18 protein-coding genes are annotated in these 23,757 nt (G+C 72.9%); 6 read left to right on the top strand and 12 right to left on the bottom strand.

The window, feature by feature from the left end:
* Nucleotides 1–70 precede the first annotated feature (70 nt).
* Together ACWCXC_RS05055 and ACWCXC_RS05050 are read right to left on the bottom strand one after the other, a co-directional pair.
* Nucleotides 71–814 carry a LysE family translocator gene (locus tag ACWCXC_RS05055; protein WP_450886661.1) on the bottom strand — a complete coding sequence of 248 codons (744 nt, stop codon included), beginning with the start codon at nucleotides 812–814 and terminating at the stop codon, nucleotides 71–73.
* A gap of 124 nt (nucleotides 815–938) precedes the next feature.
* Nucleotides 939–1,682, bottom strand: coding sequence for a metallophosphoesterase (locus ACWCXC_RS05050; RefSeq protein WP_450681018.1), 744 nt, complete (start codon nucleotides 1,680–1,682; stop codon nucleotides 939–941).
* A 174-nt stretch (nucleotides 1,683–1,856) separates the two neighbouring features.
* On the opposite strand from ACWCXC_RS05050, the gene ACWCXC_RS05045 reads away from it, so the two are divergent.
* Complete coding sequence (locus ACWCXC_RS05045) at nucleotides 1,857–2,474, top strand: CGNR zinc finger domain-containing protein (protein ID WP_450681017.1); 618 nt, start codon at nucleotides 1,857–1,859, stop codon at nucleotides 2,472–2,474.
* Between the two features lie 123 nt (nucleotides 2,475–2,597).
* On the opposite strand, the gene pepN is transcribed toward ACWCXC_RS05045, so the two are convergent.
* The 3 genes from pepN to ACWCXC_RS05030 form a co-directional block, all read right to left on the bottom strand.
* The gene (pepN, locus tag ACWCXC_RS05040; protein WP_450681016.1) at nucleotides 2,598–5,105 is read right to left on the bottom strand and encodes an aminopeptidase N; all 2,508 of its coding nucleotides are present in this window, start codon (nucleotides 5,103–5,105) and stop codon (nucleotides 2,598–2,600) included.
* Between the two features lie 150 nt (nucleotides 5,106–5,255).
* On the bottom strand, nucleotides 5,256–5,576 hold the full coding sequence (locus ACWCXC_RS05035; RefSeq protein ID WP_450681015.1) for a chorismate mutase: 321 nt from the start codon (nucleotides 5,574–5,576) through the stop codon (nucleotides 5,256–5,258).
* An 18-nt stretch (nucleotides 5,577–5,594) separates the two neighbouring features.
* Nucleotides 5,595–6,473, bottom strand: coding sequence for a helix-turn-helix domain-containing protein (locus ACWCXC_RS05030; RefSeq protein WP_450681077.1), 879 nt, complete (start codon nucleotides 6,471–6,473; stop codon nucleotides 5,595–5,597).
* 152 nt (nucleotides 6,474–6,625) lie between these two features.
* On the opposite strand from ACWCXC_RS05030, the gene ACWCXC_RS05025 reads away from it, so the two are divergent.
* From ACWCXC_RS05025 to ACWCXC_RS05015, 3 genes are read left to right on the top strand one after another with little or no spacing between them, the layout of a single operon-like run.
* The gene (locus ACWCXC_RS05025) at nucleotides 6,626–8,413 is read left to right on the top strand and encodes a beta-galactosidase (RefSeq protein WP_450886658.1); all 1,788 of its coding nucleotides are present in this window, start codon (nucleotides 6,626–6,628) and stop codon (nucleotides 8,411–8,413) included.
* Between the two features lie 59 nt (nucleotides 8,414–8,472).
* The gene (locus ACWCXC_RS05020) at nucleotides 8,473–9,375 is read left to right on the top strand and encodes a hypothetical protein (protein WP_450886656.1); all 903 of its coding nucleotides are present in this window, start codon (nucleotides 8,473–8,475) and stop codon (nucleotides 9,373–9,375) included.
* 43 nt (nucleotides 9,376–9,418) lie between these two features.
* A complete protein-coding gene (locus ACWCXC_RS05015) occupies nucleotides 9,419–10,396 on the top strand; it encodes an ankyrin repeat domain-containing protein (RefSeq protein WP_450886654.1) in 978 nt (325 codons plus the stop codon).
* 109 nt (nucleotides 10,397–10,505) lie between these two features.
* On the opposite strand, the gene ACWCXC_RS05010 is transcribed toward ACWCXC_RS05015, so the two are convergent.
* The 4 genes from ACWCXC_RS05010 to ACWCXC_RS04995 form a co-directional block, all read right to left on the bottom strand.
* Entirely contained in the window at nucleotides 10,506–12,176 is a 1,671-nt protein-coding gene (locus ACWCXC_RS05010) for a DEAD/DEAH box helicase (RefSeq protein WP_450886652.1), read from the bottom strand.
* Nucleotides 12,177–12,262: 86 nt separating this feature from the next.
* Complete coding sequence (locus ACWCXC_RS05005) at nucleotides 12,263–12,466, bottom strand: cold-shock protein (protein WP_006123767.1); 204 nt, start codon at nucleotides 12,464–12,466, stop codon at nucleotides 12,263–12,265.
* A gap of 237 nt (nucleotides 12,467–12,703) precedes the next feature.
* Nucleotides 12,704–13,315: a TetR/AcrR family transcriptional regulator gene (locus ACWCXC_RS05000; protein WP_450681010.1), complete on the bottom strand. Its 612-nt coding sequence runs from the start codon at nucleotides 13,313–13,315 to the stop codon at nucleotides 12,704–12,706.
* A 36-nt stretch (nucleotides 13,316–13,351) separates the two neighbouring features.
* On the bottom strand, nucleotides 13,352–13,864 hold the full coding sequence (locus ACWCXC_RS04995) for a pyridoxamine 5'-phosphate oxidase family protein (protein ID WP_450681009.1): 513 nt from the start codon (nucleotides 13,862–13,864) through the stop codon (nucleotides 13,352–13,354).
* 193 nt (nucleotides 13,865–14,057) lie between these two features.
* On the opposite strand from ACWCXC_RS04995, the gene ACWCXC_RS04990 reads away from it, so the two are divergent.
* Together ACWCXC_RS04990 and ACWCXC_RS04985 are read left to right on the top strand one after the other, a co-directional pair.
* Entirely contained in the window at nucleotides 14,058–14,984 is a 927-nt protein-coding gene (locus ACWCXC_RS04990; protein WP_450886649.1) for a rhomboid family intramembrane serine protease, read from the top strand.
* Nucleotides 14,985–14,989: 5 nt separating this feature from the next.
* Nucleotides 14,990–16,192 (top strand): SLC13 family permease, encoded by a 1,203-nt coding sequence (locus tag ACWCXC_RS04985; protein ID WP_450681007.1) that lies wholly within the window; start codon nucleotides 14,990–14,992, stop codon nucleotides 16,190–16,192.
* 116 nt (nucleotides 16,193–16,308) lie between these two features.
* Here the strand turns inward: ACWCXC_RS04985 and ACWCXC_RS04980 are convergent, their stop codons facing one another.
* The 3 genes from ACWCXC_RS04980 to ACWCXC_RS04970 form a co-directional block, all read right to left on the bottom strand.
* Nucleotides 16,309–17,769, bottom strand: coding sequence for a glutamate synthase subunit beta (locus ACWCXC_RS04980; RefSeq protein WP_450681006.1), 1,461 nt, complete (start codon nucleotides 17,767–17,769; stop codon nucleotides 16,309–16,311).
* Nucleotides 17,762–22,321 (bottom strand): glutamate synthase large subunit, encoded by a 4,560-nt coding sequence (gene gltB / locus ACWCXC_RS04975; RefSeq protein ID WP_450681005.1) that lies wholly within the window; start codon nucleotides 22,319–22,321, stop codon nucleotides 17,762–17,764. Before gltB ends, ACWCXC_RS04980 begins: the two co-directional genes overlap by 8 nt.
* A gap of 442 nt (nucleotides 22,322–22,763) precedes the next feature.
* Nucleotides 22,764–23,498: a VIT1/CCC1 transporter family protein gene (locus tag ACWCXC_RS04970; protein ID WP_450681004.1), complete on the bottom strand. Its 735-nt coding sequence runs from the start codon at nucleotides 23,496–23,498 to the stop codon at nucleotides 22,764–22,766.
* Between the last annotated feature and the right edge of the window lie 259 nt (nucleotides 23,499–23,757).

The raw sequence follows: 23,757 nt of genomic DNA, 5'->3' as shown, positions 1-23,757 counted from the left end.
GCGGGTCCCGGACGGCTCCGGGGCGGCTCTTCGTCGGTGACGGGACGTCGCGGAGTGGGACGGCGCCGAATCACCGCTGGGTGAGGGTGCCGATGCCGAGGGCGAGGAGGACGACCGCGGTGGTCCTGGTGGTGTTGCGCGCGAAGCGGGGGCTGCGCAGGGCGGGCGCGGCGCGCCGGACGAGGAGGGCCCAGCCGAGGAGCCAGAGGGCGATGAGCAGGGCGTGGGCCGTGGCCAGGGTGAGAATCTGGGCGGCCAGGGGGTGGGCGTTGTCGATGAACTGCGGTACCAGCGTGAGGTAGATGGAGGCCGCCTTCGGGTTGAGGACGTTGCCGAGCAGGGCCTGGGCGTAGGCGGAGTTCGCGCGTGCGCGGAGGGACCGGCGGACGGGGGCACGTGTGGCTGCGGCACCTCCCCTCCGCGTACGTTCCGTCACGGCGCCCTCCGTCCGCGTACGTTCCCTCGCGGCGCCCTCCGTTCCCGTACGTTCCGTCACGGCGCCTTCCGTCGGCGGGTGTGCCCTCGGGATGGTGGTGTGCCAGGTCCACAGGCCGAGGCCGATGAGGTAGGCGGCGCCGAGGATGGTGACGGCGGTGAAGGCGTGGGGGGAGCGCATGAGGAGGGCGGCGAGGCCGGCCATGGCGAGTCCGGCGTGGACGTAGAGGCCGGTGACGGTGCCGAGGACGACGGGGAGGGCCTGGCGGCGGCCGTGGTCGGTGACGTGGCGCAGCAGGAGGGCCAGGCTGGCTCCGGGGGTGGCGACGAGGGGCAGGAGTGCCGTCAGGAACCCGAGGACGGCGTAGGGGTGGGCCACGTTTCCTCCGGGCCGGTGGTCGGACGGGTTCGGGCCCCGGCGCGGCGGTCGGCCGGCCGGGGCCCGGGTGCGACGGCGCCGTGGGACGGGCGGGCGGACCGTGGAAGGGTGCTGTGGCGCGGGGTCAGGGCACGACGCGGTAGTGGGTGGTCAGGCGGCGGTCGTCGTCGAGGAGGTGGAAGGCGAGGCCGGGCGGCTGGTCGCGGTCGACGGGGTGGTCGCCCTCCCAGGGCAGGCGCAGGGTCCAGGTGACGGCCGGCCCGACGATCAGGGGGCGGGCGGCGAAGGTCGAGGCGGCGGCGGTGTGGGCGTGTCCGGTGAGGACGGCGACGACGGCCGGGTGCCGGTCCAGGAGCGCGGCCAGCCGTTCGGGGTGTTCGAGCATGCTGGTGTCGGGCAGCGGGTGGTGGAGCGCGACGGGCGGCTGGTGGAAGGCGATCAGCGCCGGGGTGTGCGGGCGCAGTTCGGTGAGCCGGGCGTCGATCCAGTCGAGTGTCTCCGTGTCCAGGCGTCCTTCGTCACGGCCGGGGACGGTGGCGTCGCACATCAGGACGGCGGTGCCGGCGATGTGGTGGATCCGGTTGACGGGCGCGGTGTCGGGTGCCTCGCCGAGCAGGGCCTTGCGGTACGCGGGGCGCGCGTCGTGATTGCCGGGGCAGGTGAGCACGGGGAACGGGGCGTCGAGGATGTGTGCGGCTTCCTCGTACTCGGACTCCTCGCCGTGGTCGGCGATGTCTCCCGTGACCAGGAGGGCGTCGACGGGGTGGGGCAGGGCGCGCAGATGGTCCATGACGCGCCGGGCGCGTGCGGTGGCCCGTTCGGTTCCGTCCAGGTGCAGGTCGCTGATGTGTGCGAGCAGCAGGGTCATGTCCGTTCTCCCCCTCGGTGGCGGTGCGGGCCGCCGGTTCGGTGTGGGTGCGGTGGACCGCCCCCACTCCCCTGTCTAACGGAATTTCCAGCTTTACCGTTAGAGACTCTAGGGTGTGCACGGGAGTGTGATCAAGTGGTCGGCGATCGGACCGGGACGGGAGGGGAGGCGTTCGTGGAGCGCTGGCTGGCACTGGAACTGGCGAGCACGATCCGCCACGACGGGGACGGCGGGGTGGCGGACGACCTCGCGACGGTGCGGGGGACGACGCGGTGGCTGCGGGCGCAGTCCGGGCTGCCGGCCGGTCCGGGACCGTCCGGGGAGTTCACGGCGGACGAGGAGCTGCGGTCCGAGATCGTCGAACTGCGGCAGGCGGTGAGGGCGTTGTTCGCGCGGGCCGTCAGTCCCGGTCCGCCGAGCCCGGCGGACGCGGGCGCGCTGCCGCCGGCCGGCCGGGCGCTGGCCCGGCTCAACGCCGCCGCCGCCGGCGAACCGGTCGTCCCGCACCTGGACTGGCCGGCGGACGGTGTCCCCGCCACCCGGCTGCTGTCGGCCGAGGAGGATGCCCGGGTCCGTCTGCTGGCGGCCCTGGCGCGTGCCGCCATCGACTTCCTGAGCGGCCCCCGGCGCGAGTCGCTGCGGGCCTGCGCCGCGCCCAGGTGCGTGCGCTACTTCGTCAAGAGCCACGGACGGCAGGAGTGGTGCAAGCCGTCCTGCGGGAACCGCGCCCGGGCGGCCCGCCACTACCGCCGCATGCGCGCGGCGGGGGACGACGGCCCGGCCCCGTCCTGAACCGTCCGGCCCCCGGCCCCCAGCGGGCGACGACGGCCCCTGCCCGCCCCCACGCACTCGTGCCCGGCCCGCCCCGGTTCGGGGGCGGGCCGGGCACGGGTGGGGTGCGGCGCCGGGCGGGTGTCAGTGCGCTTCGCGTACGGCGAGGGCGCGGCGCAGGTCGTCGATCTGGTCGGCGAGTTTGCGGCGGAGGGCGGGGATGAGGCCCTGATCGGTGAGGGCCTGTTCGCCGAGGCGGAGGCTGTCGGCGTCGACGGCGTACGCGGGGAAGGCGTGCCGTCCGGCGGCTTCGGCGATGGCCGGGCCCCGGCGGACGGCGAGTGCGGTGGCGTCGGGGTAGAAGCGGGCCACGTACGGGGCGAGGAGTTCGGTCTGTTCGGGCTGCCAGAAGCCCTGGGCGGTGGCGGTGAACAGGTAGTTGGAGAGGGTGTCGTCGCTGAACATGGCCTGCCAGGCGGCGGCCTTGGCCTCGGGGTCGGGCAGGGCGGCGCGGCAGCGGGCGGCGCCTTCCTCGCCGGTGGCGCTGGGGTCGGCGTCGAGGGCGGCGTCGATGGCGGTGGTGTCGACGGCGCCGAGGACGGCGAGCCGGGTGAGGATGCGCCAGCGCAGTTCGGGGTCGAGTTCGGGGCCGCCGGGGACGGTGCCGTCGGCGAGCCACGCCTGGAGGGGGTCGGGCTGGGTGGCGGCGTCGATGAAGTGGCGGACGGCGACGAGGCGGAGTCCGGGGTGCGAGCCGTCCTCGGTGCGGCGGATGAGGTCGCGGCTGAGGGCGGTGAGGGTGGCGAGGGCGGCGGGCCGCTGTCCGGGGGCGAGGTAGCGGGCGGCGATCTGGGTGTCGGCGAAGGCGAGGACGCCCTGGAGGAGTGCGAGGTCGGTCTCGTGCGGCAGGTGGGTGCGGGCGGCGTCGAGGTAGGTGGTGGGGGCGAGTTCGCCGTCGCGGACCATGTCGCGGGCGGCGTTCCACACGACGGCGCGGGTGAGGGGGTCGGGGATGCCGCCGAGGTGGGTGAGGACGGTGTTCCAGGAGTCCGGGTCGACTCGGATCTTGGCGTAGGTGAGGTCCTGGTCGTTGAGGACGACGAGGGCGGGGCGGCGGCCGGGGCGGGTGACGGGGCCGTCGTGCGGGACCGGGATGTCGAAGCGGTCGCGCAGGACGAGCTGTCCGGGGCCGGGTTCGGTGCCGAGGGCGTGGTCGTAGGTGCCGACGGCGATGCGGTGGGGGCGGGTGCCGCGGTGGTCGACGGTGAGGGACCAGCCGGAGCCGGTGCCGGCGTCGGTGACCTCGGGGACGAGGGTGTCGACGCCGGTGGTGCGCAGCCACTTCTCGGCCCAGGCGTGGACGTCGAGTTCGGTGGCGGAGGCGAGGTTGTCGATGAAGTCGGCGAGGGTGGCGTTGGAGAACTTGTGGCGGGTGAAGTGGGTGTTGATGCCGGCCAGGAAGTCCTTCTCGCCGAGCCAGGCGACGAGCTGGCGCAGGGCGGAGGCGCCCTTGGCGTAGGAGATGCCGTCGAAGTTGAGCATCGCGGAGGCGGTGTCGGGGACGGCGGCGGGGTCGGGGGCGACGGCGTGGGTGGAGGGGCGCTGGTCGGCGTCGTATCCCCAGCCCTTGCGGGCGACGCCGAAGTCGACCCAGGTGTCGGTGTAGGCGGTTGCTTCGGCGAGGGTCTGGTAGCCCATGTACTCGGCGAAGGACTCGTTGAGCCAGATGTCGTCCCACCAGGCGAGGGTGACGAGGTCGCCGAACCACATGTGGGCCATTTCGTGGGCGATGACCATGCCGCGGGTCTGGCGTTCGGTGTCGGTGACGGCCGAGCGGTAGACGAATTCGTCGCGGAAGGTGACGAGCCCGGGGTTCTCCATGGCGCCGGCGTTGAACTCGGGGACGAACGCCTGGTCGTAGGAGTCGAACGGATAGGGCTCGTCGAACTTCTCCTGGAAGCGGTCGAAGCAGGCGCGGGTGATGTCGAGGATCTCGTCGGCGTCGGCGTCGAGGTGGGGGGCGAGCGAGCGGCGGCAGTGGATGCCGAAGGGCAGTCCGGCGTGTTCGGTGGTCACGGAGTGCCAGGGTCCGGCGGCGACGGCGACGAGGTAGGTGGAGACGGGCGGGGTGGGGGCCAGGGTCCAGCGGCCGTCGCCGTCGTGGTGGGCGATGCCGTTGCCGAGGACGGTCCAGCCTTCGGGGGCGGTGACGGTGAGGGCGAAGACGGACTTCAGGTCGGGCTGGTCGAAGGCGGCGAAGACGCGCTGGACGTCCTCCATGAAGAGCTGGGTGTAGACGTAGGTCTCGCCGTCGCTGGGGTCGGTGAAGCGGTGCATGCCCTCGCCGGTGCGGGAGTAGCGCATGGCGGCGTCGACGCGCAGTTCGTGGGGGCCGGCGGTGAGGCCGGTGAGGGGGAAGCGGTTCCCGGTGAGGCCGGCGGGGTCCAGCGGCTGTCCGTCGAGGGTGAGGGAGCGCAGGACCGCGGGCTTGATCTCGACGAACGTGTCACCGTCGGCGAGGGCGGTGAACCGGATGACGGTACGGGAGTCGAAGGTCTCCTCCCCCGCGGTGAGATCGAGGTCGATCGTGTACCGCTGTACGTCGAGGAACTGGGCTCGGGCCTGCGCTTCATCGCGCATCAGTACGGACATGGGTGCCATGCTGCCGTATGGGGTGGGCGGTGTGCAGGCGGGTTCACGGTGGGCTGACGCGAGGGTGCCGGGTTCGTGGCGGACGGGCCCTGCGGCGGGGTGCGCCGGTGACGTGGAGTGAGTGCGGGTGCGCGGGGTGTGCGCCGGCGGTCAGCTCTGGCCGGCGGATTCCTCGGCGATGCGTTCGTGGTGGCGGATGACCTCGGCGACGACGAAGTTGAGCAGCTTCTCCGCGAAGGCGGGGTCGAGGTGGGCGCTCTCGGCGAGCTGGCGGAGGCGGGCGATCTGGCGGGCCTCGCGGTCGGGGTCGGCCGGGGGGAGGTGGTGGGCGGCCTTGAGGTGGCCGACCTGCTGGGTGCACTTGAAGCGTTCGGCCAGCATGTGGACGACGGCCGCGTCGATGTTGTCGATGCTCTGGCGCAGCCGGGTGAGTTCGGCGCGTACGGAGTCGTCGATGTCGTTCGTGGTCATGGGCATCGAGCTTACGGGTTACGGGGTGAGCGTCGGCGGGTGATCGGGGTCCGGGACGCGGTCGCTCCAGCCGCCGGGGACGGCGCGGCCCTGCTGGGCGCGGAAGCGGACGGGGGCCATGCCGACGCGGCGGGCGAACAGGCGGGAGAAGTAGGCGGGGTCGTCGTAGCCGACGCGGCGGGCGACGGCGGCGACGGGCAGGTCGCCGGTGGCGAGGAGTTCCTTGGCGCGGCCGAGCCGGATGGCGAGGAGGTAGTCCTTGGGGCTGCATCCGGCGCCGCGGCGGACGGCGGTGCGCAGTTCGGCGGTGGTCATGCCGTGGCGTGCGGCGTGCTCGGCGACGGTCAGCGGCCGGAAGGCGTCGCGGGCCAGGGCCCGGAGCAGGGGGTCGCCGTCGGGGCCGTGGTCGGCGCGGGCCCGGCGCAGGGCGACGAGGAGTTCGTGGACGGCCGCCGCGGTCTCGACGTCCAGGAGGGGGTTGCCGCGTCGGGCGGCGCGGACGATGCGGCCGACGGCGGCGCGGGGGGCGGCGGTGTCGGAGAGGGGGACCAGGGGGCGCTCGGGTTCGATGCAGCCGAGTTCGGTGTAGGCGGCGGTGGCGGGACCGGTGAAGGCGACGAAGCTCTCGTCCCATCCGGTGGCGGGGTCGGCGCCGTAGTGGTGCGGGGTGCCCGGGGTCAGCCAGAGCAGGCTGGGCGCGGTGACGGTCAGCCGCCGCCCGTCGGGGCCGGCGATCCAGCCGCTGCCGGAGTGGACGACGACGGCGACGTGGTGGTCGAGGGTGCGGGGGCCGACGGGCGGCAGGGTGCCGTGCTGGAGGCCGACGCCGAGGCAGACCAGGCCGAGGCGGTGGTGGAGCGGGCTGGGCGTGAAGAAGCGCATCCAGGTGCGGTACATCGGCCTCTTCGCTCCCCGCTGGTCCTGTCCGTGTGCGGTGTGCCCGGTGACCAGGCGGTTGTCCAAGCAGCCACGATCTTTGTCCATGGACCGGCGGCACGCCAGGGGTGAGGCTGGACCGAGGAATTCCGCATCGGCAGGGAACGGGCACCATGGCTGACTTCACCGTCGGGGACGACGACTTCCGGATCGACGGCAGGCCGGTGCGCCTGCTGTCGGGGGCGCTGCACTACTTCCGGGTGCACGAGGGGCAGTGGGGGCACCGGCTGGCGATGCTGCGGGCGATGGGCCTGAACTGCGTGGAGACGTACGTCCCGTGGAATCTGCACGAGCCGCGTCCGGGGGACTTCCGGGACGTCGGGGCGCTGGGGCGGTTCCTGGACGCGGCGCACCGGGCCGGGCTGTGGGCGATCGTGCGCCCGGGGCCGTACATCTGCGCCGAGTGGGAGAACGGCGGTCTGCCGGTCTGGGTGACGGGGCGGTTCGGGCGGCGGGTGCGGAGCCGTGACGAGGGGTATCTCGACGCGGTGCGGGCCTGGTTCGCGGAGCTGCTGCCGCAGGTGGTGGCGCGGCAGATCGGCCGGGGCGGTCCGGTGGTGATGGTGCAGGCGGAGAACGAGTACGGGAGCTTCGGCACGGACGCGGTGTATCTGCGCCGGGTGGCGGATCTGCTGGTCGGGCTGGGGGTGGACGTGCCGCTGTTCACCTCGGACGGGCCGGAGGACCACATGCTCACCGGCGGTTCGGTGCCCGGTCTGCTGGCGACGGCGAACTTCGGTTCGGGGGCGCGGGAGGCGTTCGGCGTGCTGCGCCGGCACCGGGCGGCGGGCCCGCTGATGTGCATGGAGTTCTGGTGCGGCTGGTTCGCGCACTGGGGTGCGCCGCCGGTCGTACGGGAACCGGAGGAGGCGGCGGCGGCGCTGCGGGAGATCCTGGAGTGCGGGGCGTCGGTGAACCTGTACATGGCGCACGGCGGGACGAACTTCGCCGGCTGGGCGGGCGCGAACCGGTCGGGTCCGCTCCAGGACCAGGGGTTCCTGCCGACGGTGACGTCGTACGACTACGACGCGCCGGTGGACGAGTACGGGCGGGCCACGGAGAAGTTCCGGCTGATGCGGGAGGTGCTGGCCGGGTACGCGGACGGTCCGCTGCCGCCGCTGCCGCCCGCGCCGGCCGGGCTGCCGCCGGTCCGGGCGGCGCTGACCGAGTGGCTGCCGCTGGCGGGCGTCCTCGAGGCGCTGGGCGATCCGGAGTGCGGGCCGTCGGGGGTGCCGCCGACCTTCGAGGAGCTGGGCGTGGACCGGGGGCTGGTGCGCTACCGGGTGTCGGTGCCGGGACCGCGCCGCCCGTATCCGCTGTCCGTGGCGGGGCTGCGGGACCGGGCGGTGGTGTTCGTGGACGGGGTGCGCCGGGGTGTCCTGGACGAGGCGGACGCCACGCTGCCGGAGCCGGTGGCGGGTCCGGCCGAGGTGGAGCTGTGGGTGGAGTCGCTGGGGCGGGTCAACTACGGGCCCCGGCTGGGCGAGCCGAAGGGGATCACCGGGGGTGTGCTGCACGAGCGGCAGTACCTCCACGGGGTGCGGGCGAGGGCGCTGCGGCTGGACGCGTTCGACGTGCCGGGTGCGGTGGCGGGCCTGGCGTTCGTCCCGGTCGACGGGTCGGGCGGGACCGGGCTGTACCGGGGGTTGTTCGAGGTCGCCGACGCGTCGGCGGCGGACCACGCGGGGCTGGAACTGCCGGGCTGGACCCGGGGGTTCGTGTGGGTGAACGGTTTCTGTCTGGGGCGCTACTGGGCGGCGGGCCCGCAGCGGACGCTGTACGTGCCGGGTCCGGTGCTGCGGGACGGCGCCAACGAGGTGTGGGTGCTGGAGCTGGAGGCGGCGGCGCCGTACGTACGGCTGGGTCCGGGGCTGCCGCCGGGGGCGGGCGCGGGCGGTTGAGGAATCGGGCCCGGGGCTACAGTGGGGGAAACTCGGCGCCTGCGAGCGGGGGTACGGACATGGCGGACGGGCCCCACGGCAGTCCGGTGGTGCACGGTTTCCCCCATCTGGACACGGTCCGTTCGGCGATCACGGCGCTGTACCGGCGGCTCTCCCCGGACGGGGTGCGGCGGTTCGCACCGAGTCTGGCGCCCGTCGAGGCCGCGTTCGCGGACACGGACGATCTGCATCTGGGCGCGCAGCGGGTGGCGCGGGCGATGGTGCGCCACTTCCGGCTGCCGGACGCGCGGGTGATCGTGGCGTTCCGGTCGATGGAGCACGCGGGCAGTGTCGAACTCGCCGCGGGTCCGGAGTACTTCGTGGAGCTGAACGACCGGTTCCGTACGCATCGGCGGGACATCGGCGCGGCGCTGTCGCACGAGGTGACGCATGTGCTGCTGCACCGACTCGGTCTGGAGTTCCCGGGCACCCGGGACAACGAGATCCTGACGGACACGGCGGCGGCGTATCTGGGGGCGGGGTGGCTGCTGCTGGACGCGTTCCGTCAGGACGCGGTGTCCAGTCAGAAGCTGGGCTATCTCACCCCCGAGGAGTTCGGGTACGTGCTGGCCAAGCGGGCGATGGCCTTCGACGAGGACCCCTCGCCGTGGTTCACCAGCCCCCAGGCGTACACGGCGTACACCGAGGGCCGGGCCCGCGCGCTGCGGGAGAGCGCCCAGCCGCCGCTGACGGCCGCGGGCTGGGCGGGCCGCCGCCGGTACGCGAAGGACCGCCGGCACGCCCAGGACCACCCCGGCGGCGGCTCCTCCCCCGGTGTGCCGTACGCGTTCGAGGCGGGCGCTGACGGGCTGCGGGTGGCGTTCGCGTGCCCGACCTGCCACCAGCGCAACCGGGTTCCGGTCCGGGGCCGGGTGCGGGCCCGCTGCGCGCTGTGCCGCACGGTGCTGGACTGCACGACCTGACACCGCGTCCGGGATCCGCCGCCGTACGGCTTAGAGTCGGAAGGTGAAGGACGACCCGGAGGGGAGGCTTCCGGTCCCGGCGGACGGACCGGCGCTGTTCGACGCCCTGTACGAGGACGACGACGCCGTCGTCCGTGTGCTGCGCTCCGGGGTGTCCGCCGAGTCGGTGGACGAGGAGGGGGCGAGCGCGCTCTATCTCGCGGCGGTCTCGGACCGTCCCGGCGCGGTGCGGCTGCTGCTGGCGGCGGGGGCGGACCCGGACCGGGCGTGCGGCCCGGACCACGGTGATCTGCCGCTGTGCGGGGCGGCGTGCGGGGGCCACACGGAGGTGGTGGAGGCGCTGCTGTCGGCCGGGGCCCGGCCCGATCTGCCGGAGCAGTTCGGCTTCACGGCGCTGCGCTGGGCGGTCGGTCTCGGCCACGCCCGTACGGCCGAGGCGCTGCTCGCGTACGGCGCCGATCCCTGTCGGCCCGGCCCCGAGGGCGATCCGCCGCTGCTCGTCGCGGTCCGCCGGGGTTCGCTGCCCACGGTCCGCGCCCTGCTGCGCCACGGCGCCGGGAACCCGCCCGGCGCACGCGCGGCGGCGCTCGCCGAGGCCCTGCGCCTGCTCCGCACGGACCTGGAGCAGGAGCTGCGGGCGGGGCTGCGTGAGCTGTACGGGGACGCGGAGGGGGTCGTGGTCGTGGTGCGCCGGACGGTCGTGGACGGCGGTCTCACGCTGACCGCCGAACTGCTCCGGGACGGCCGCCCGTCGGCCGGCCGGGACCAGCAGACCGGGCACGGTGCGATCGCCACGGTGCTGGAGCGGGAGCTGGGGCGGCCGGCCCCGTACGAGGAACTGGCCCGGCGCGCGCTGCGCTGGGGCGATCCGGGGCTGGAGGACTGGCGGGTGTGCGTCGAGGCCCTGCGCGAGCGGGACGACGAGGAGACGCTCCGGGCGGCACGGGCCTGGTGCGCGGACCCCGACCCGGCACGGCGTGCTCTGGGGGCGGCGGTGCTGGCGGGGCGGCCCGCCGTCTAGGGCGGGGCTCCGGGGGCGCCGACTCCGCGCGGAACGGCCGACGGGCACGGTGCCTCGGGCCGAAGCCCGTGCACCGTGCCCGTCGCCGGTCGTTCACCGCCCCGGGGCGTCAGGCCGCGCGGCGGCCTCGTGCCGGGGCTCCGCCGCGGCCCGCGCCGCCACCGGAGCGTCCGGAACCGGCGGCACGGCCGGCGCCGCCCGTCCGGCCCGCGTCCCGGGAGCGGCCCGAGCCCTCGGCACGGCCGCCGGCGGACCGGCCGCCGGCCGACCGGCCGGTGCCGGTCGTGGTGCGGGTGCCGCCGTCACCGGTGGTGGCCGCGGTGCCGCCGGAGCGCCTGCCCCGGCCCCGGCCGCCGGAGCGGGACGCGCCGGAGCCGGTGCGCTGCTTGGGCGGGGTGGGCTGCGGGACCTCGATCACGACGGCGACGCCGGAGGGCTCGCGGGCCCCCGTGATCCGGGTGAGTTCCTCGTCGGCGGAGGTGATCCGGGTGGTGCGGGGGGCGATGCCCGCGTCCCGCATCAGCCGGTTCATCTCGTGCTTCTCGTCGGGCAGGACCAGGGTGACCACGCTGCCGGACTCCCCCGCGCGGGCGGTGCGGCCGCCCCGGTGGAGGTAGTCCTTGTGGTCGGTGGGCGGGTCCACGTTGACGACGAGGTCGAGGTCGTCGACGTGGATGCCCCGGGCCGCCACGTTCGTCGCGACGAGCGCGGTGACCTGGCCGGTCTTGAACTGGTCCAGGGTCCGGTTGCGCTGCGGCTGCGAACGCCCGCCGTGCAGGGCCGCGGCCCGCACCCCGCTGGCCAGCAGCCGCTTGGCGAAGCGGTCGGCGGCGCGCTTGGTGTCGACGAACATGATGACGCGCCCGTCGCGGGCGGCGATCCGGGTGGCGACGGCCTTCTTGTCGGTCTCGTCCAGGACATGGAGGACGTGGTGCTCCATGGTCGTGACGGCACCGGCCGACGGGTCGACGGAGTGCACCACCGGGTCGGTCAGGAACATCCGGACGAGCCGGTCGATGTTCTTGTCCAGGGTCGCCGAGAACAGCATCCGCTGCCCGTCCGGCTCGACCTGCTTGAGCAGGGCGGTGACCTGCGGCATGAAGCCCATGTCGGCCATCTGGTCGGCCTCGTCGAGGACGGTGATCGCGACCTCGTCCAGCCGGCAGTCGCCGCGCTCGATGAGGTCCTTGAGCCGGCCGGGCGTGGCGACGAGCACCTCGGCGCCCCGGCGCAGGGCCGTGGACTGCTTGGTGATCGACATGCCGCCGACGACGGTGGCCAGCCTCAGCTGGAGCGAGGTGGCGTACGGGGTCAGCGCGTCGGTGACCTGCTGGGCGAGCTCGCGCGTCGGGACGAGGACGAGGGCCAGCGGGGCCTTGGGCTCGGCGCGGCGCCCGGCGGTGCGGGCCAGCAGCGCGAGGCCGAAGGCGAGGGTCTTGCCGGAACCGGTGCGGCCCCGGCCGAGGATGTCCCGGCCCGCCAGCGAGTTCGGCAGGGTGGCGCCCTGGATCGGGAACGGGTCGGTGACGCCCTGCGCGGCAAGGGTTTTCAGCAGGGCGGCGGGCATGTCCAGCTCGGCGAACGCCTCGACGGCGGGCAGTGCGGGGGTTGTCGTTTCGGGCAGGGCGAACTCACCCTGCGGCGGCGTGGCCCTGCGACGGGGCGACGCCTTGCCGGATCCCTTGCCGGAACCCTGCGCGGTTGCCTTGGCCCGGACCGGGCCGCGCCCCCTCGACGGGCGGGTGCGGGCGGGACGGTCCTGGCGTTCGGAGCGGGTCATACGAAATTGCCCTCCTGGGGACAGCACAAACCGGGACCCGCACCGTTCGCGGTGCGGGTCCCGGCTGCGAGATATGCGTCAGGCGATCAGGCCGGGACGATGTTCTCCGCCTGGGGGCCCTTCTGGCCCTGCGTGACGTCGAAGGAGACCTTCTGGCCCTCCTGCAGCTCACGGAAGCCCGAGGCGTTGATGTTCGAGTAGTGGGCGAAGACGTCGGCGCCGCCGCCGTCCTGCTCAATGAAGCCGAAGCCCTTTTCCGAGTTGAACCACTTCACGGTTCCCGTAGCCATGTCGATCTCCTCATAGGTGCAGTGCCGGAAATCCGCACTTTACGAATTCCAAGTCGCCGCATTGAGCCCCACCCGGAGAAAGCCGGAAAACAATAAAGCGCCTGACGAAGCATTCCCGTCAGGCGCGCATAAAGTTCATGGGTACCAAAACTGCAACGCCCCCACCGTAGCACGAACCGCCGCCCGGCGGGGGGACACGCCGTACCGCCGGGCCGTGGACGCGGTGCGCGCCCGGGTTCAGGGGCGCAGGGCGATGCCGTCCAGGACCATCGAGAGGTACTGGCGGGCGATCTCCTCGGGGCTGTGCCGGCCGCCGGGCCGGTACCAGGACGCGGCGACCCAGACGGTGTCGCGGACGAAGCGGTACGTCAGCCGGACGTCGAGGTCGGCCCGGAAGACCCGGTCGGCGACCCCGCGCTCCAGGGTGCCGAGCCAGGCCGTCTCGAACCTGCGCTGGGACTCGGCGAGGTAGTGGAACCGGGGCTGGCCGGCCAGGTGCGCGGACTCCTTCTGGTAGATGGCGACGGCGGCGCGGTGCCGGTCGATCTCGCGGAAGGACTCCGTGACGAGTGCCTCGATGGTCTCCCGGGGACCGAGCCCGGCGGCCAGGACGGCGTCGTACCCCTCCCAGAGTTCGTTCAGGAAGGTGGAGAGGATCTCGTCGAGCATCGATTCCTTGGAATCGAAGTGGTAGTAGAGGCTGCCCGCGAGCATGCCGGCCTCGTCCGCGATGCGGCGGACGGTCGTGGCGTTGTATCCCTGGGCGGCGAACACCTCGGCGGCGGTGGCCAGCAGTTCGCCGCGGCGCTCGGGCGACGGGGCTCCCTGGGGCTTCTTCTTGGTAGGCACCCGCCCATTGTCCGCCCGGCGCCGCGGGAGCCTCCGTCAGGCCGGGGCGTCGTCGTTGCCCCGGCGGACCTCGCGCACCGGGCGGCCGGGGTTCCAGGTCCGGATGATCAGGGTGTCGCCGCCCTCCAGTCCGATGCGGACCACTTCGGTCAGCTCCGCCCGGAAGAGGTGGAAGGGCTCGGGCGGATGCACCTCTTCGATGTAGCGGGCGAGCAGGCCGGGGTCGGTCACCTCCACCGCGCGCCCGGAGATGCGGACGTCCCCGTCGGCCATCTCGGCATCGGGTCCGGGATTGGCGTGCAGGGAGAAGCGGGGGTCGCGGCGCAGGTCCAGGGCCTTGAGGGAGTGGGGCATCATCCCGAGGAGCGCCTCGCCGAGCCGGAACTCGATTTCGAGGCCGGCCAGCCGGGGCGAGCCGTCCGCGCGGAGGGTCCCGAGGACGTGGTGCTTGTACTGGCCGAAGCGGCGCTCGACGGTGTCGGCGAACGCGGGCTCGGCCGTCCGGAAGTCCGCCCAGGAAGCGGAGAGCGTGACGGGTGTGGTGGTCATGGACCCATCGAACCCGGTAATCCCGACATCCTCTGTCCGGATGCCGCGCATGTCCCGGGTGAGCGCCCCGGGCGGGGCCGGGAACCACCCGGGCGGAGTCCGAAACCCGGATGTGCCCGGCCCCGGCGGGTTCGCTATCTTGATCGCCGCCGCCCCCACCGGCCTCTCGTCCCATTTGCTGAAGGAGCCGGCCATGGAGGCCGCCGTCACCACGTGCTACCGCCATCCGTCGTACGAGACGTATGTGAGCTGCACCCGCTGCGAGCGCTTCATCTGCCCGGACTGCATGCGCGAGGCGGCCGTGGGCCACCACTGCGTGGAGTGCGTGAAGGAGGGGCGGCGTTCGGTGCGGCAGGCCCGGACGGTGTTCGGCGGCACGGTGGCGCGCTCCGCGGTGCCCGTGGTCACGTACGCGCTGATCGGGCTGAACGTCCTGGCGTATCTGGCCGAGCTGGTCAGGCCGGGGCTCGTCGGCCGGTTCGAGATGCTGGGAGCCGGGCTGACCGGCCCGGACGGGACCGCGTACGTCCATGTGCACGCGGACTACCCGCCCGGTTTCCACGAGACGGGGCTGGTGGCCGGTGAGTGGTACCGGCTGCTGACGGGCGCCTTCCTGCATCTGCCGCCGGACGCCTCCTCGTTCGGCGCGCTGCCGTTCGGGGTGCTGCACATCCTGTTCAACATGTACGCCCTGTGGAACCTGGGCCGGGTCGTCGAGGAGCAGCTGGGGCGGGCGCGGTTCCTCGCGCTGTATCTGCTGTCGGCGCTGGGCGGTTCGGTGCTGGTCTATCTGATCGCGCCGTACGACGGCGCGGTGGGCGCCTCGGGGGCGGTGTTCGGCCTCGCGGCGTCGTTCTACGTGATCAACCGCCGGCTGGGCCGGGACATGGCGGCGGTCAACCGGTTCCTGGCCGGGTTCCTGGTGTGGATGGTGGTGTCGGCGGGCTTCACGTCCTGGCAGGGGCATCTGGGCGGGCTGCTGACGGGTGCGGCGGTGACCGTCGTGTACGCGTACGCCCCCGGCCCGCGCCGGACCCCGTTCCAGGCCGCCGGATGTGTGGTGCTGGGCGCGGTGCTGGCGCTGTTGGTCGTGCTGAAGACCTCCGCCCTGACAGGCTGAGGGGCATGCGCGACCTGAGGTCCCCGGTCCGGCGGCTGCACCCTCTGGACCGGCTGGCGGGCGGGCTGCTGGCCCTGGGCGTCCTGGCGGTGGTCACGGGGCTGCTGCCCCGGGAGCGGGCGGGAGAGCAGCTGGGCCGACTGGGTCCGCTGCTGGTGTTCCTGGCCACCGTGATCGTGCTGGCGGAACTGGCGGGGCGGGCCAGGGTCTTCGATCTGGTGGCGGCCCGGGTGGCGCGGGCCGGGCGGGGCCGCTATCCGCTGCTGTTCGCGCTGTGCGTGGGCTTCGCCTCGCTCACCACGATCACCCTGAACCTGGACACCACGGCGGTGCTGCTGACCCCGGTGATGCTGGCGCTCGCCACCCGGGTGGGCATCGCGGCGCTGCCGCTGGCGATGACGACGGTGTGGCTGGCCAATACGGCGAGTCTGCTGCTGCCGGTGTCGAATCTGACGAATCTGCTGGCGGCGGACCGGGTGGCGCTCTCCCCCGCGGGACTGGCCGCGGTGATGTGGCTGCCGCAGCTGGCGGCGGTCGGGGTGACCGCCCTGTGCCTGTGGGTCTTCTACTGGCGCCGGGGCCGGCGCGGCGCGGACCGCTACACCCCGCCCGCCCCGCCGGAGGTCGAGGATCCGGTGCTGCTGCGGATCTGCGCGGCGGCCTGCGCCGGTTTCCTGCTGGCGATCCTGGTGGTGGACGTGCCGCTGTGGGCGGCGTCGCTGGTGGCGATGGCGGTCGTCGTGGCCGCGTACGCGGTGCGGGACAGGGCGGCGTTGCGGCCCTCGCTGATCCCGTGGCGGCTGCTGGTGCTGGTGCCGGGGATGTTCCTGGTGGTGGAGACGGTGAACGCGCACGGGCTGCACGAGCTGCTGGTGCGGGCGCTGGGCACGGACGGCGGCCTCGCCGGGATGCTGCGCACGGCCGGGGTGGGGGCGGCCCTGGCGAACGTGCTGAACAACCTGCCGGCGTACGTGGCGGGCGAGGCCGTCGTCCCTGCGGGCAACCACGGGCAACTGCTGGCCCTGCTGGTCGGGGTCAACGCGGGGTCGGTCGTCACCCCGTGGGGGTCGCTGGCGACGCTGCTGTGGTTCGAGCGGTGCCGCTGGCACGGGACGAGGATCGATGGGCGGCGGTTCGTGCTGACCGGTCTGGTGGTCGCGCTGGGCGCGACGGCCGCGGCCACCTGCGCGCTGGCCCTGACGGCCTGAGCCGGGGCGCGGAACCGCCCCCGGACGCGCCACGGCGCCTGCCGGGGTCCGGTCGGGGACGGGCAGGCGCCGTGTTCAGTTCCGCACGCCGTTGTGCGGGACGTCGGTGGGCCGGATCAGACCGTCAGTGCGCGGTCCGTCGGGCGGATCGGGGCCGGCAGGGCGCTGGCTCCGGTCAGGTAGCGGTCCACTCCGCGGGCGGCGGAGCGGCCCTCGGCGATGGCCCAGACGATCAGGGACTGGCCGCGGCCGGCGTCTCCGGCGACGAAGACGCCGTCGACGTTGGTCGCGTACTCCTCGTCGCGGGCGATGTTGCCCCGGGCGTCGAGCTCCAGTCCGAACTGCTGGACCAGGCCGTTGGACTGGTCGGTTCCGGTGAAGCCCATCGCGAGGGTGACCAGCTGTGCGGGGATCGTCCGCTCGGTGCCGGGCTTCTGCTCCAGCTTACCGTCCTTGAACTCCACCTCGATGAGGTGGAGGGCCTGGACGTTGCCGTCCTCGTCGCCCTCGAAGCGGGTGGTCGAGACGGAGTAGACCCGCTCGCCGCCCTCCTCGTGCGCGGAGGTGACCTTGTAGAGCATGGGGAAGGTCGGCCAGGGCTGGTTGGCGTTCCGCTCCTCGCCCGGCTTGGGCATGATCTCCAGCTGGGTGACGGAGAGCGCGCCCTGGCGGTGGGCGGTGCCGACGCAGTCGGCGCCGGTGTCGCCGCCGCCGATGACGACGACGTGCTTGCCCTCGGCGGTGATCGGGGAGACCGTCAGGTCGCCCTCCTGCACCTTGTTGGCGAGCGGCAGGTACTCCATCGCGAAGTGCACGCCGTTCAGCTCACGGCCCGGGACGGGCAGGTCGCGGGAGACGGTGGCGCCGGCCGCGACGACGACGGCGTCGTAGCGGCGCCGCAGCTTCGCGGCGTCGATGTCCTTGCCGATCTCGATCTCGGTGCGGAACTTGGTGCCTTCCGCGCGCATCTGCTGGATGCGGCGGTTGATGTGCGACTTCTCCATCTTGAACTCGGGGATGCCGTAGCGGAGGAGTCCCCCGATGCGGTCCGCGCGCTCGTAGACGGCCACGGTGTGGCCGGCCCGGGTCAGCTGCTGGGCGGCGGCGAGTCCGGCCGGGCCGGAGCCGATGACGGCCACGGTCTTGCCGGAGAGGCGCTCGGGCGGCTGCGGGGTGACGTCGCCGCTGTCCCACGCCTTGTCGATGATGGAGACTTCGACGTTCTTGATGGTGACGGCCGGCTGGTTGATGCCGAGGACGCACGCCGACTCGCAGGGGGCCGGGCAGAGCCGCCCGGTGAACTCCGGGAAGTTGTTCGTGGCGTGCAGCCGCTCGGAGGCGGCGGTCCAGTCCTCGCGGTAGGCGTAGTCGTTCCACTCGGGGATGAGGTTTCCGAGCGGGCAGCCGTTGTGGCAGAACGGGATGCCGCAGTCCATGCAGCGGCCGGCCTGCTTGCTGATGATCGGGAGCAGGGAGCCGGGAACGTAGACCTCGTTCCAGTCCTTGACGCGCTCGCCGACCGGGCGGGTCCGCGCGACCTCGCGCCCGGTGGTCAGGAAGCCCTTGGGGTCAGCCATGGGTCGCCGCCTCCATCATCTTCTCGGTGGTCTCCTGCTCGGAGAGACCGGCGAGCTCAGCGGCTTCCTTGGCGGCGAGCACGGCCTTGTAGGTGGACGGGATGATCTTGCTGAAGCGGGTCACGGCGGTGTCCCACTCGGCGAGGAGCTTCTCGGCGACCGTGGAGCCGGTCTCCTCCTGGTGGCGGCGCACGACGTCGTGCAGCCACTGCTTGTCGGTGTCGCTCGGCTCCTCGACGGCGCCGAGGTTGCCGGCGTTGACGTGGTCGCGGTTCAGGTCGATGACGTAGGCGACACCGCCGGACATGCCGGCCGCGAAGTTGCGTCCGGTCTCGCCGAGGACGACCGCGTGGCCGCCGGTCATGTACTCGCAGCCGTGGTCGCCCACGCCCTCCGAGACGACGGTGGCGCCGGAGTTGCGGACGCAGAAGCGTTCGCCGGTGCGGCCGCGGAGGAACAGTTCGCCGCCGGTGGCGCCGTAGGCGATGGTGTTGCCCGCGATGGTGGAGTACTCGGCGAGGTGGTCGGCGCCCCGGTCCGGGCGGACGACGATCCGGCCGCCGGACAGGCCCTTGCCGACGTAGTCGTTGGCGTCGCCCTCCAGGCGCAGCGTGACCCCGCTGGGGAGGAAGGCGCCGAAGGACTGGCCTGCGGAGCCGGTGAAGGTGATGTCGATGGTGTCGTCGGGCAGGCCCGCGCCGCCGAACTTCTTCGTCACCTCGTGACCGAGCATGGTGCCCACGGTCCGGTTGATGTTGCGGATGGCGACCTGGGCGCGGACCGGCTGGGCGGACTCGGCGCCGTCGGCGCCGAGCGCGTCCGCGGCGAGCCGGATCAGCTCGTTGTCGAGGGCCTTGGCGAGGCCGTGGTCCTGCTCGGTGTTCCGGTGGCGGACGGCGCCCTCGGGCAGCTCCGGCACGTGGAACAGCGGGGCCAGGTCCAGTCCCTGGGCCTTCCAGTGGCTGACCGCGCGGTCGGTGTCGAGGAGTTCGGCGTGGCCGACGGCCTCCTCGATCGAGCGGAAGCCCAGCTCGGCGAGGAGCTCGCGGACCTCCTGGGCGATGAACTCGAAGAAGTTGACGACGTACTCGGCCTTGCCCGAGAAACGGTCGCGCAGGACCGGGTTCTGGGTGGCGATGCCGACCGGGCAGGTGTCGAGGTGGCAGACGCGCATCATGACGCAGCCGGAGACGACGAGCGGCGCGGTGGCGAAGCCGAACTCCTCGGCGCCCAGGAGGGCGGCGATGACGACGTCGCGGCCGGTCTTGAGCTGGCCGTCGGTCTGCACGACGATGCGGTCGCGCAGGCCGTTGAGCAGCAGCGTCTGCTGGGTCTCGGCGAGGCCCAGCTCCCAGGGGCCGCCCGCGTGCTTCAGCGAGGTGAGCGGGGAGGCGCCCGTTCCGCCGTCGTGGCCGGAGATGAGGACGACGTCCGCGTGGGCCTTGGAGACACCGGCGGCGACCGTGCCGACGCCGACCTCGGAGACCAGCTTCACATGGATGCGGGCGGCCGGGTTGGCGTTCTTGAGGTCGTGGATCAGCTGGGCCAGGTCCTCGATGGAGTAGATGTCGTGGTGCGGCGGCGGGGAGATCAGGCCGACGCCCGGGGTGGAGTGCCGGGTCTTGGCGACCCACGGGTAGACCTTGTGGCCGGGCAGCTGGCCGCCCTCGCCGGGCTTGGCGCCCTGGGCCATCTTGATCTGGATGTCGTCCGCGTTGACCAGGTACTCGCTGGTGACGCCGAAGCGGCCGGAGGCGACCTGCTTGATCGACGAGCGGCGGGCCGGGTCGTAGAGCCGGTCCGCGTCCTCGCCGCCCTCGCCGGTGTTGGACTTGCCGCCCAGCTGGTTCATGGCGATGGCGAGGGTCTCGTGCGCCTCGCGGGAGATGGAGCCGTACGACATGGCGCCGGTGGAGAAGCGCTTGACGATCTCGGAGACGGGCTCGACCTCGTCGACGTCGATCGACGGGCGGTCGGAGGTGAAGCCGAACAGGCCGCGGAGCGTCATCAGGCGCTCGGACTGCTCGTTCACCCGGTCCGTGTACTTCTTGAAGATGTCGTACCGGCGGTTGCGGGTGGCGTGCTGGAGGCGGAAGACCGTCTCCGGGTCGAACAGGTGCGGTTCGCCCTCGCGGCGCCACTGGTACTCGCCGCCGATCTCCAGCGCGCGGTGCGAGGCGGAGATGCCGGAGGCCGGGTAGCCCTTGGCGTGCCGGGCGGCGACCTCCTTGGCGATGACGTCGAGGCCGGCGCCGCCGATCTTGGTGGCGGTGCCGTTGAAGTACGTGGCGACGAACTCCTCGTCGAGGCCGACGGCCTCGAAGACCTGGGCGCCCCGGTAGGAGGCGACCGTGGAGATGCCCATCTTGGACATGACCTTGAGGACGCCCTTGCCGAGGGCGTAGATCAGGTTCCGGATGGCCTGCTCGGGCTCGATGCCCTCGATGAACGTACCGGCTCGGACCAGGTCCTCGACGGACTCCATGGCGAGGTACGGGTTGACCGCGGCGGCGCCGTAGCCGATGAGCAGGGCGACGTGGTGGACCTCGCGGACGTCCCCGGCCTCGACCAGTAGCCCGACCTGGGTGCGCTGCTTGGTGCGGATGAGGTGGTGGTGGACGGCGGAGGTGAGCAGCAGCGAGGGGATCGGCGCGTGCTCGGCGTCGGAGTGCCGGTCGGAGAGGACGATCAGGCGGGCGCCGTCCTCGATGGCGGTGTCGACCTCGGCGCAGATGGCGTCGATGCGGGCGGCGAGGGCCTCGCCGCCGCCGCTCACCCGGTAGAGACCGGAGAGGGTGGCGGCCTTCATGCCCGGCATGTCGCCGTCGGCGTTGATGTGTATGAGCTTGGCCAGCTCGTCGTTGTCGATCACCGGGAAGGGGAGCGTGACGCTGCGGCAGGACGCGGCGGTCGGCTCCAGGATGTTGCCCGCGGGGCCCAGCGAGGAGCGCAGCGAGGTGACGAGCTCCTCGCGGATGGCGTCCAGCGGCGGGTTGGTGACCTGGGCGAACAGCTGGGTGAAGTAGTCGAAGAGCAGCCGGGGCCGGGCGGAGAGCGCGGCGATCGGCGAGTCGGTGCCCATGGAGCCGAGCGGTTCGCCGGCGGTGCGGGCCATCGGGGCGAGGATGACGCGCAGCTCTTCCTCGGTGTAGCCGAAGGTCTGCTGGCGGCGGGTGACGGAGGCGTGCGTGTGCACGATGTGCTCCCGCTCGGGGAGGTCCTCCAGCTCGATCTCGCCGGTCTCCAGCCACTCCTCGTAGGGCTGCTCGGCGGCGAGGGCGGCCTTGATCTCGTCGTCCTCGATGATGCGGTGCTCGGCGGTGTCGACGAGGAACATCTTGCCGGGCTGGAGGCGGCCCTTGCGGACGACCTTGGCCGGGTCGATGTCCAGGACGCCGACCTCGGAGGAGAGGACGACGAGTCCGTCGTCGGTGACCCAGTAGCGGCCGGGGCGCAGGCCGTTGCGGTCCAGGACCGCGCCGACCTGGGTGCCGTCGGTGAAGGTGACGCAGGCCGGGCCGTCCCAGGGCTCCATCAGGGTGGAGTGGTACTGGTAGAAGGCGCGCCGGGCCGGGTCCATGGAGTCGTGGTTCTCCCACGCCTCGGGGACCATCATCAGCACCGAGTGGGGCAGCGAGCGCCCGCCGAGGTGGAGCAGCTCCAGGACCTCGTCGAAGGAGGCCGAGTCGGAGGCGTCGGGGGTGCAGACGGGGAAGATCCGGTCCAGGCTCTCCGCGCCGAAGAGGTCGGAGGCGAGCTGGGACTCGCGGGCCTTCATCCAGTTGCGGTTGCCCTTGACCGTGTTGATCTCGCCGTTGTGGGCGACGAAGCGGTACGGGTGGGCCAGCGGCCAGCTGGGGAAGGTGTTGGTGGAGAAGCGGGAGTGGACCAGGGCGACCGCGGTGGCGAAGCGGCGGTCGGACAGGTCGGGGAAGAACGGCTCCAGCTGTCCGGTGGTGAGCATCCCCTTGTAGACGAGGGTGCGGGCGGAGAGCGAGGGGAAGTAGACCCCGGCCTCGCGCTCGGCGCGCTTGCGTAGGACGAATGCCTTGCGGTCCAGGGCGATGCCGGTGCTGGTGCCGTCGGCGACGAAGAGCTGGCGGAACTCGGGCATGGTCGAGCGGGCGCCGTTGCCGAGGATGTCGGGCGTGACGGGGACCTCGCGCCAGCCGAGGACCTGCAGGCCCTCCTGGACGGCGATCTTCTCCAGGGAGCGGACGGCCCCGGCCGAGTCGTCGGCGGGCAGGAAGGCGATGCCCACGGCGTAGCCGCCGGCCTCGGGGAGCTCGAAGGGGACCTCTTCGCGGAGGAAGGCGTCCGGCACCTGGAGCAGGATTCCGGCTCCGTCACCGGAGTCGGGCTCGGATCCGGTGGCGCCGCGGTGTTCGAGGTTGCGCAGTACGGTCAGCGCCTGCTCGACCAGGTCGTGGTCGGCCACACCGGTCAGTGTGGCGACGAATCCGACGCCGCAGGCGTCGTGCTCGTTGCGGGGGTCGTACATCCCCTGGGGGGCGGGGCGACCGTCCATGGGCGACCAGGCGTCGGTGCGCATCGGCTCTCCCGTCGTCGTCGTGGCATATGCGTGCCGAGGGACGACGTTGGCCCTCTGCGAAAGTTGATGCAGATTACATGATGGGGTGCTTCTCAAGAAGCGGATACCTTGTTCCAACATGCGGACACCGCGTGTGCGGTGGGGGGTGGGTCGCAGTCGGAGGATCAGCGCCCGGGGATGCCGCAGAGAGCAGGCGTCGTTGCCTGCGGTGTCTACGGCTCATGCCCGGCGGAAAAGAAAACGAAACCGCCGAGTAATGGCTACTTATGTGTAGCCCTGCATAGAGACTCATTTTACGGGGCGCCCCTCCCATCCGCCCAGAGGCCGCGATCAGGACGTACATCACACACATGTTACGAACGTGTGTCACACGAGCGGCCGACACGGCTTCGGCCACGCGCACCGGGGGTGCGCGTGGCCGAAGGAGCGGGGCCGTACGGGGTCAGCCGCCGACGGCGACGCCGAAGAGTCCGCCCAGGAGGTAGGTGACCCCGGCGGCGGCGCCGCCGAGCGCGAGCTGGCGCAGCCCGCTGAACCACCAGGTGCGGGCCGTGACCCGGGCGACCACCGCGCCGCAGCCGAAGAGCCCGGCCAGGGCCAGCAGCACGGCCGGCCACAGCGCGCTCGCGCCGAGCAGATAGGGCAGGACGGGCAGCAGCGCGCCCAGCGCGAAGGCGCCGAAGGAGGAGCCGGCGGCGACGAGCGGCGAGGGCAGGTCGCCGGGGTCGATGCCCAGTTCCTCGCGGGCGTGGATCTCCAGCGCCTGCTCGGGGTCGCGGGACAGCTGCCGGGCGACCTCGCGGGCCAGGGGGGCGTCCACCCCGCGCGACTCGTAGAGCGCGGCCAGCTCGCGTTCCTCGTCGGCGGGGTGCTTGCGCAGCTCGCGGCGCTCGACGTCCAGCTCGGCCTCGACCAGCTCGCGCTGCGAGGCGACGGAGGTGTACTCGCCGGCCGCCATGGAGAAGGCTCCGGCCGCCAGTCCGGCCAGCCCCGTGATCACGATGGTGCGGTGCGACACGTCGCCGCCGGCCACCCCGGTCATCAGGGCGAGGTTGGAGACCAGGCCGTCCATGGCGCCGAAGACCGCCGGACGCAGCCAGCCGCCGTTGACGTCACGGTGGGTGTGGTTGTCGCGGTGCGCCTCGTGCAGGACCGCTTCGGTCTCGATGATGGCCACGTCTCTCCCCTTCTCCGGCGGCGGAACGATCACGCCCCGCCCCCGCTCGACGCTTCGAAAGTACGCACGAAAAATCGCTCCCGCCAGCAAGGCAGGCCGTACTTACCACCCTGTGCAACCAACTGAGTACGGCCTTCCTTCCTGTCGGAAGGCCGTCATCCGAGTGGACGTTTTGTGGTGATAATCGGCCTTCGCCGGGGCCTGGCGTGGCACAGATCCCACAGAGACGGATCGGGCTCGGTACGAGCGGAGGGTCGAC

This window comes from Streptomyces sp. NPDC001515 (genome assembly GCF_053597115.1).
The sequence above is the reverse complement of the archived record's forward strand: the minus strand, read 5'-3'. Positions and strand labels throughout refer to the sequence as shown.

Coding starts and splice junctions, on each gene's coding strand:
- ACWCXC_RS05025 (WP_450886658.1), top strand. CDS start 6,626: ATGGCTGACTTCACCGTCGGGGACGACGACTTCCGGATCGACGGCAGG.
- ACWCXC_RS05050 (WP_450681018.1), bottom strand. CDS start 1,682: ATGACCCTGCTGCTCGCACACATCAGCGACCTGCACCTGGACGGAACC.
- ACWCXC_RS04980 (WP_450681006.1), bottom strand. CDS start 17,769: ATGGCTGACCCCAAGGGCTTCCTGACCACCGGGCGCGAGGTCGCGCGG.
- ACWCXC_RS05005 (WP_006123767.1), bottom strand. CDS start 12,466: ATGGCTACGGGAACCGTGAAGTGGTTCAACTCGGAAAAGGGCTTCGGC.
- ACWCXC_RS05010 (WP_450886652.1), bottom strand. CDS start 12,176: ATGACCCGCTCCGAACGCCAGGACCGTCCCGCCCGCACCCGCCCGTCG.
- ACWCXC_RS05030 (WP_450681077.1), bottom strand. CDS start 6,473: ATGTACCGCACCTGGATGCGCTTCTTCACGCCCAGCCCGCTCCACCAC.
- ACWCXC_RS04985 (WP_450681007.1), top strand. CDS start 14,990: ATGCGCGACCTGAGGTCCCCGGTCCGGCGGCTGCACCCTCTGGACCGG.
- ACWCXC_RS05035 (WP_450681015.1), bottom strand. CDS start 5,576: ATGACCACGAACGACATCGACGACTCCGTACGCGCCGAACTCACCCGG.
- pepN (WP_450681016.1), bottom strand. CDS start 5,105: ATGTCCGTACTGATGCGCGATGAAGCGCAGGCCCGAGCCCAGTTCCTC.
- ACWCXC_RS04990 (WP_450886649.1), top strand. CDS start 14,058: ATGGAGGCCGCCGTCACCACGTGCTACCGCCATCCGTCGTACGAGACG.
- ACWCXC_RS04995 (WP_450681009.1), bottom strand. CDS start 13,864: ATGACCACCACACCCGTCACGCTCTCCGCTTCCTGGGCGGACTTCCGG.
- gltB (WP_450681005.1), bottom strand. CDS start 22,321: ATGCGCACCGACGCCTGGTCGCCCATGGACGGTCGCCCCGCCCCCCAG.
- ACWCXC_RS05020 (WP_450886656.1), top strand. CDS start 8,473: ATGGCGGACGGGCCCCACGGCAGTCCGGTGGTGCACGGTTTCCCCCAT.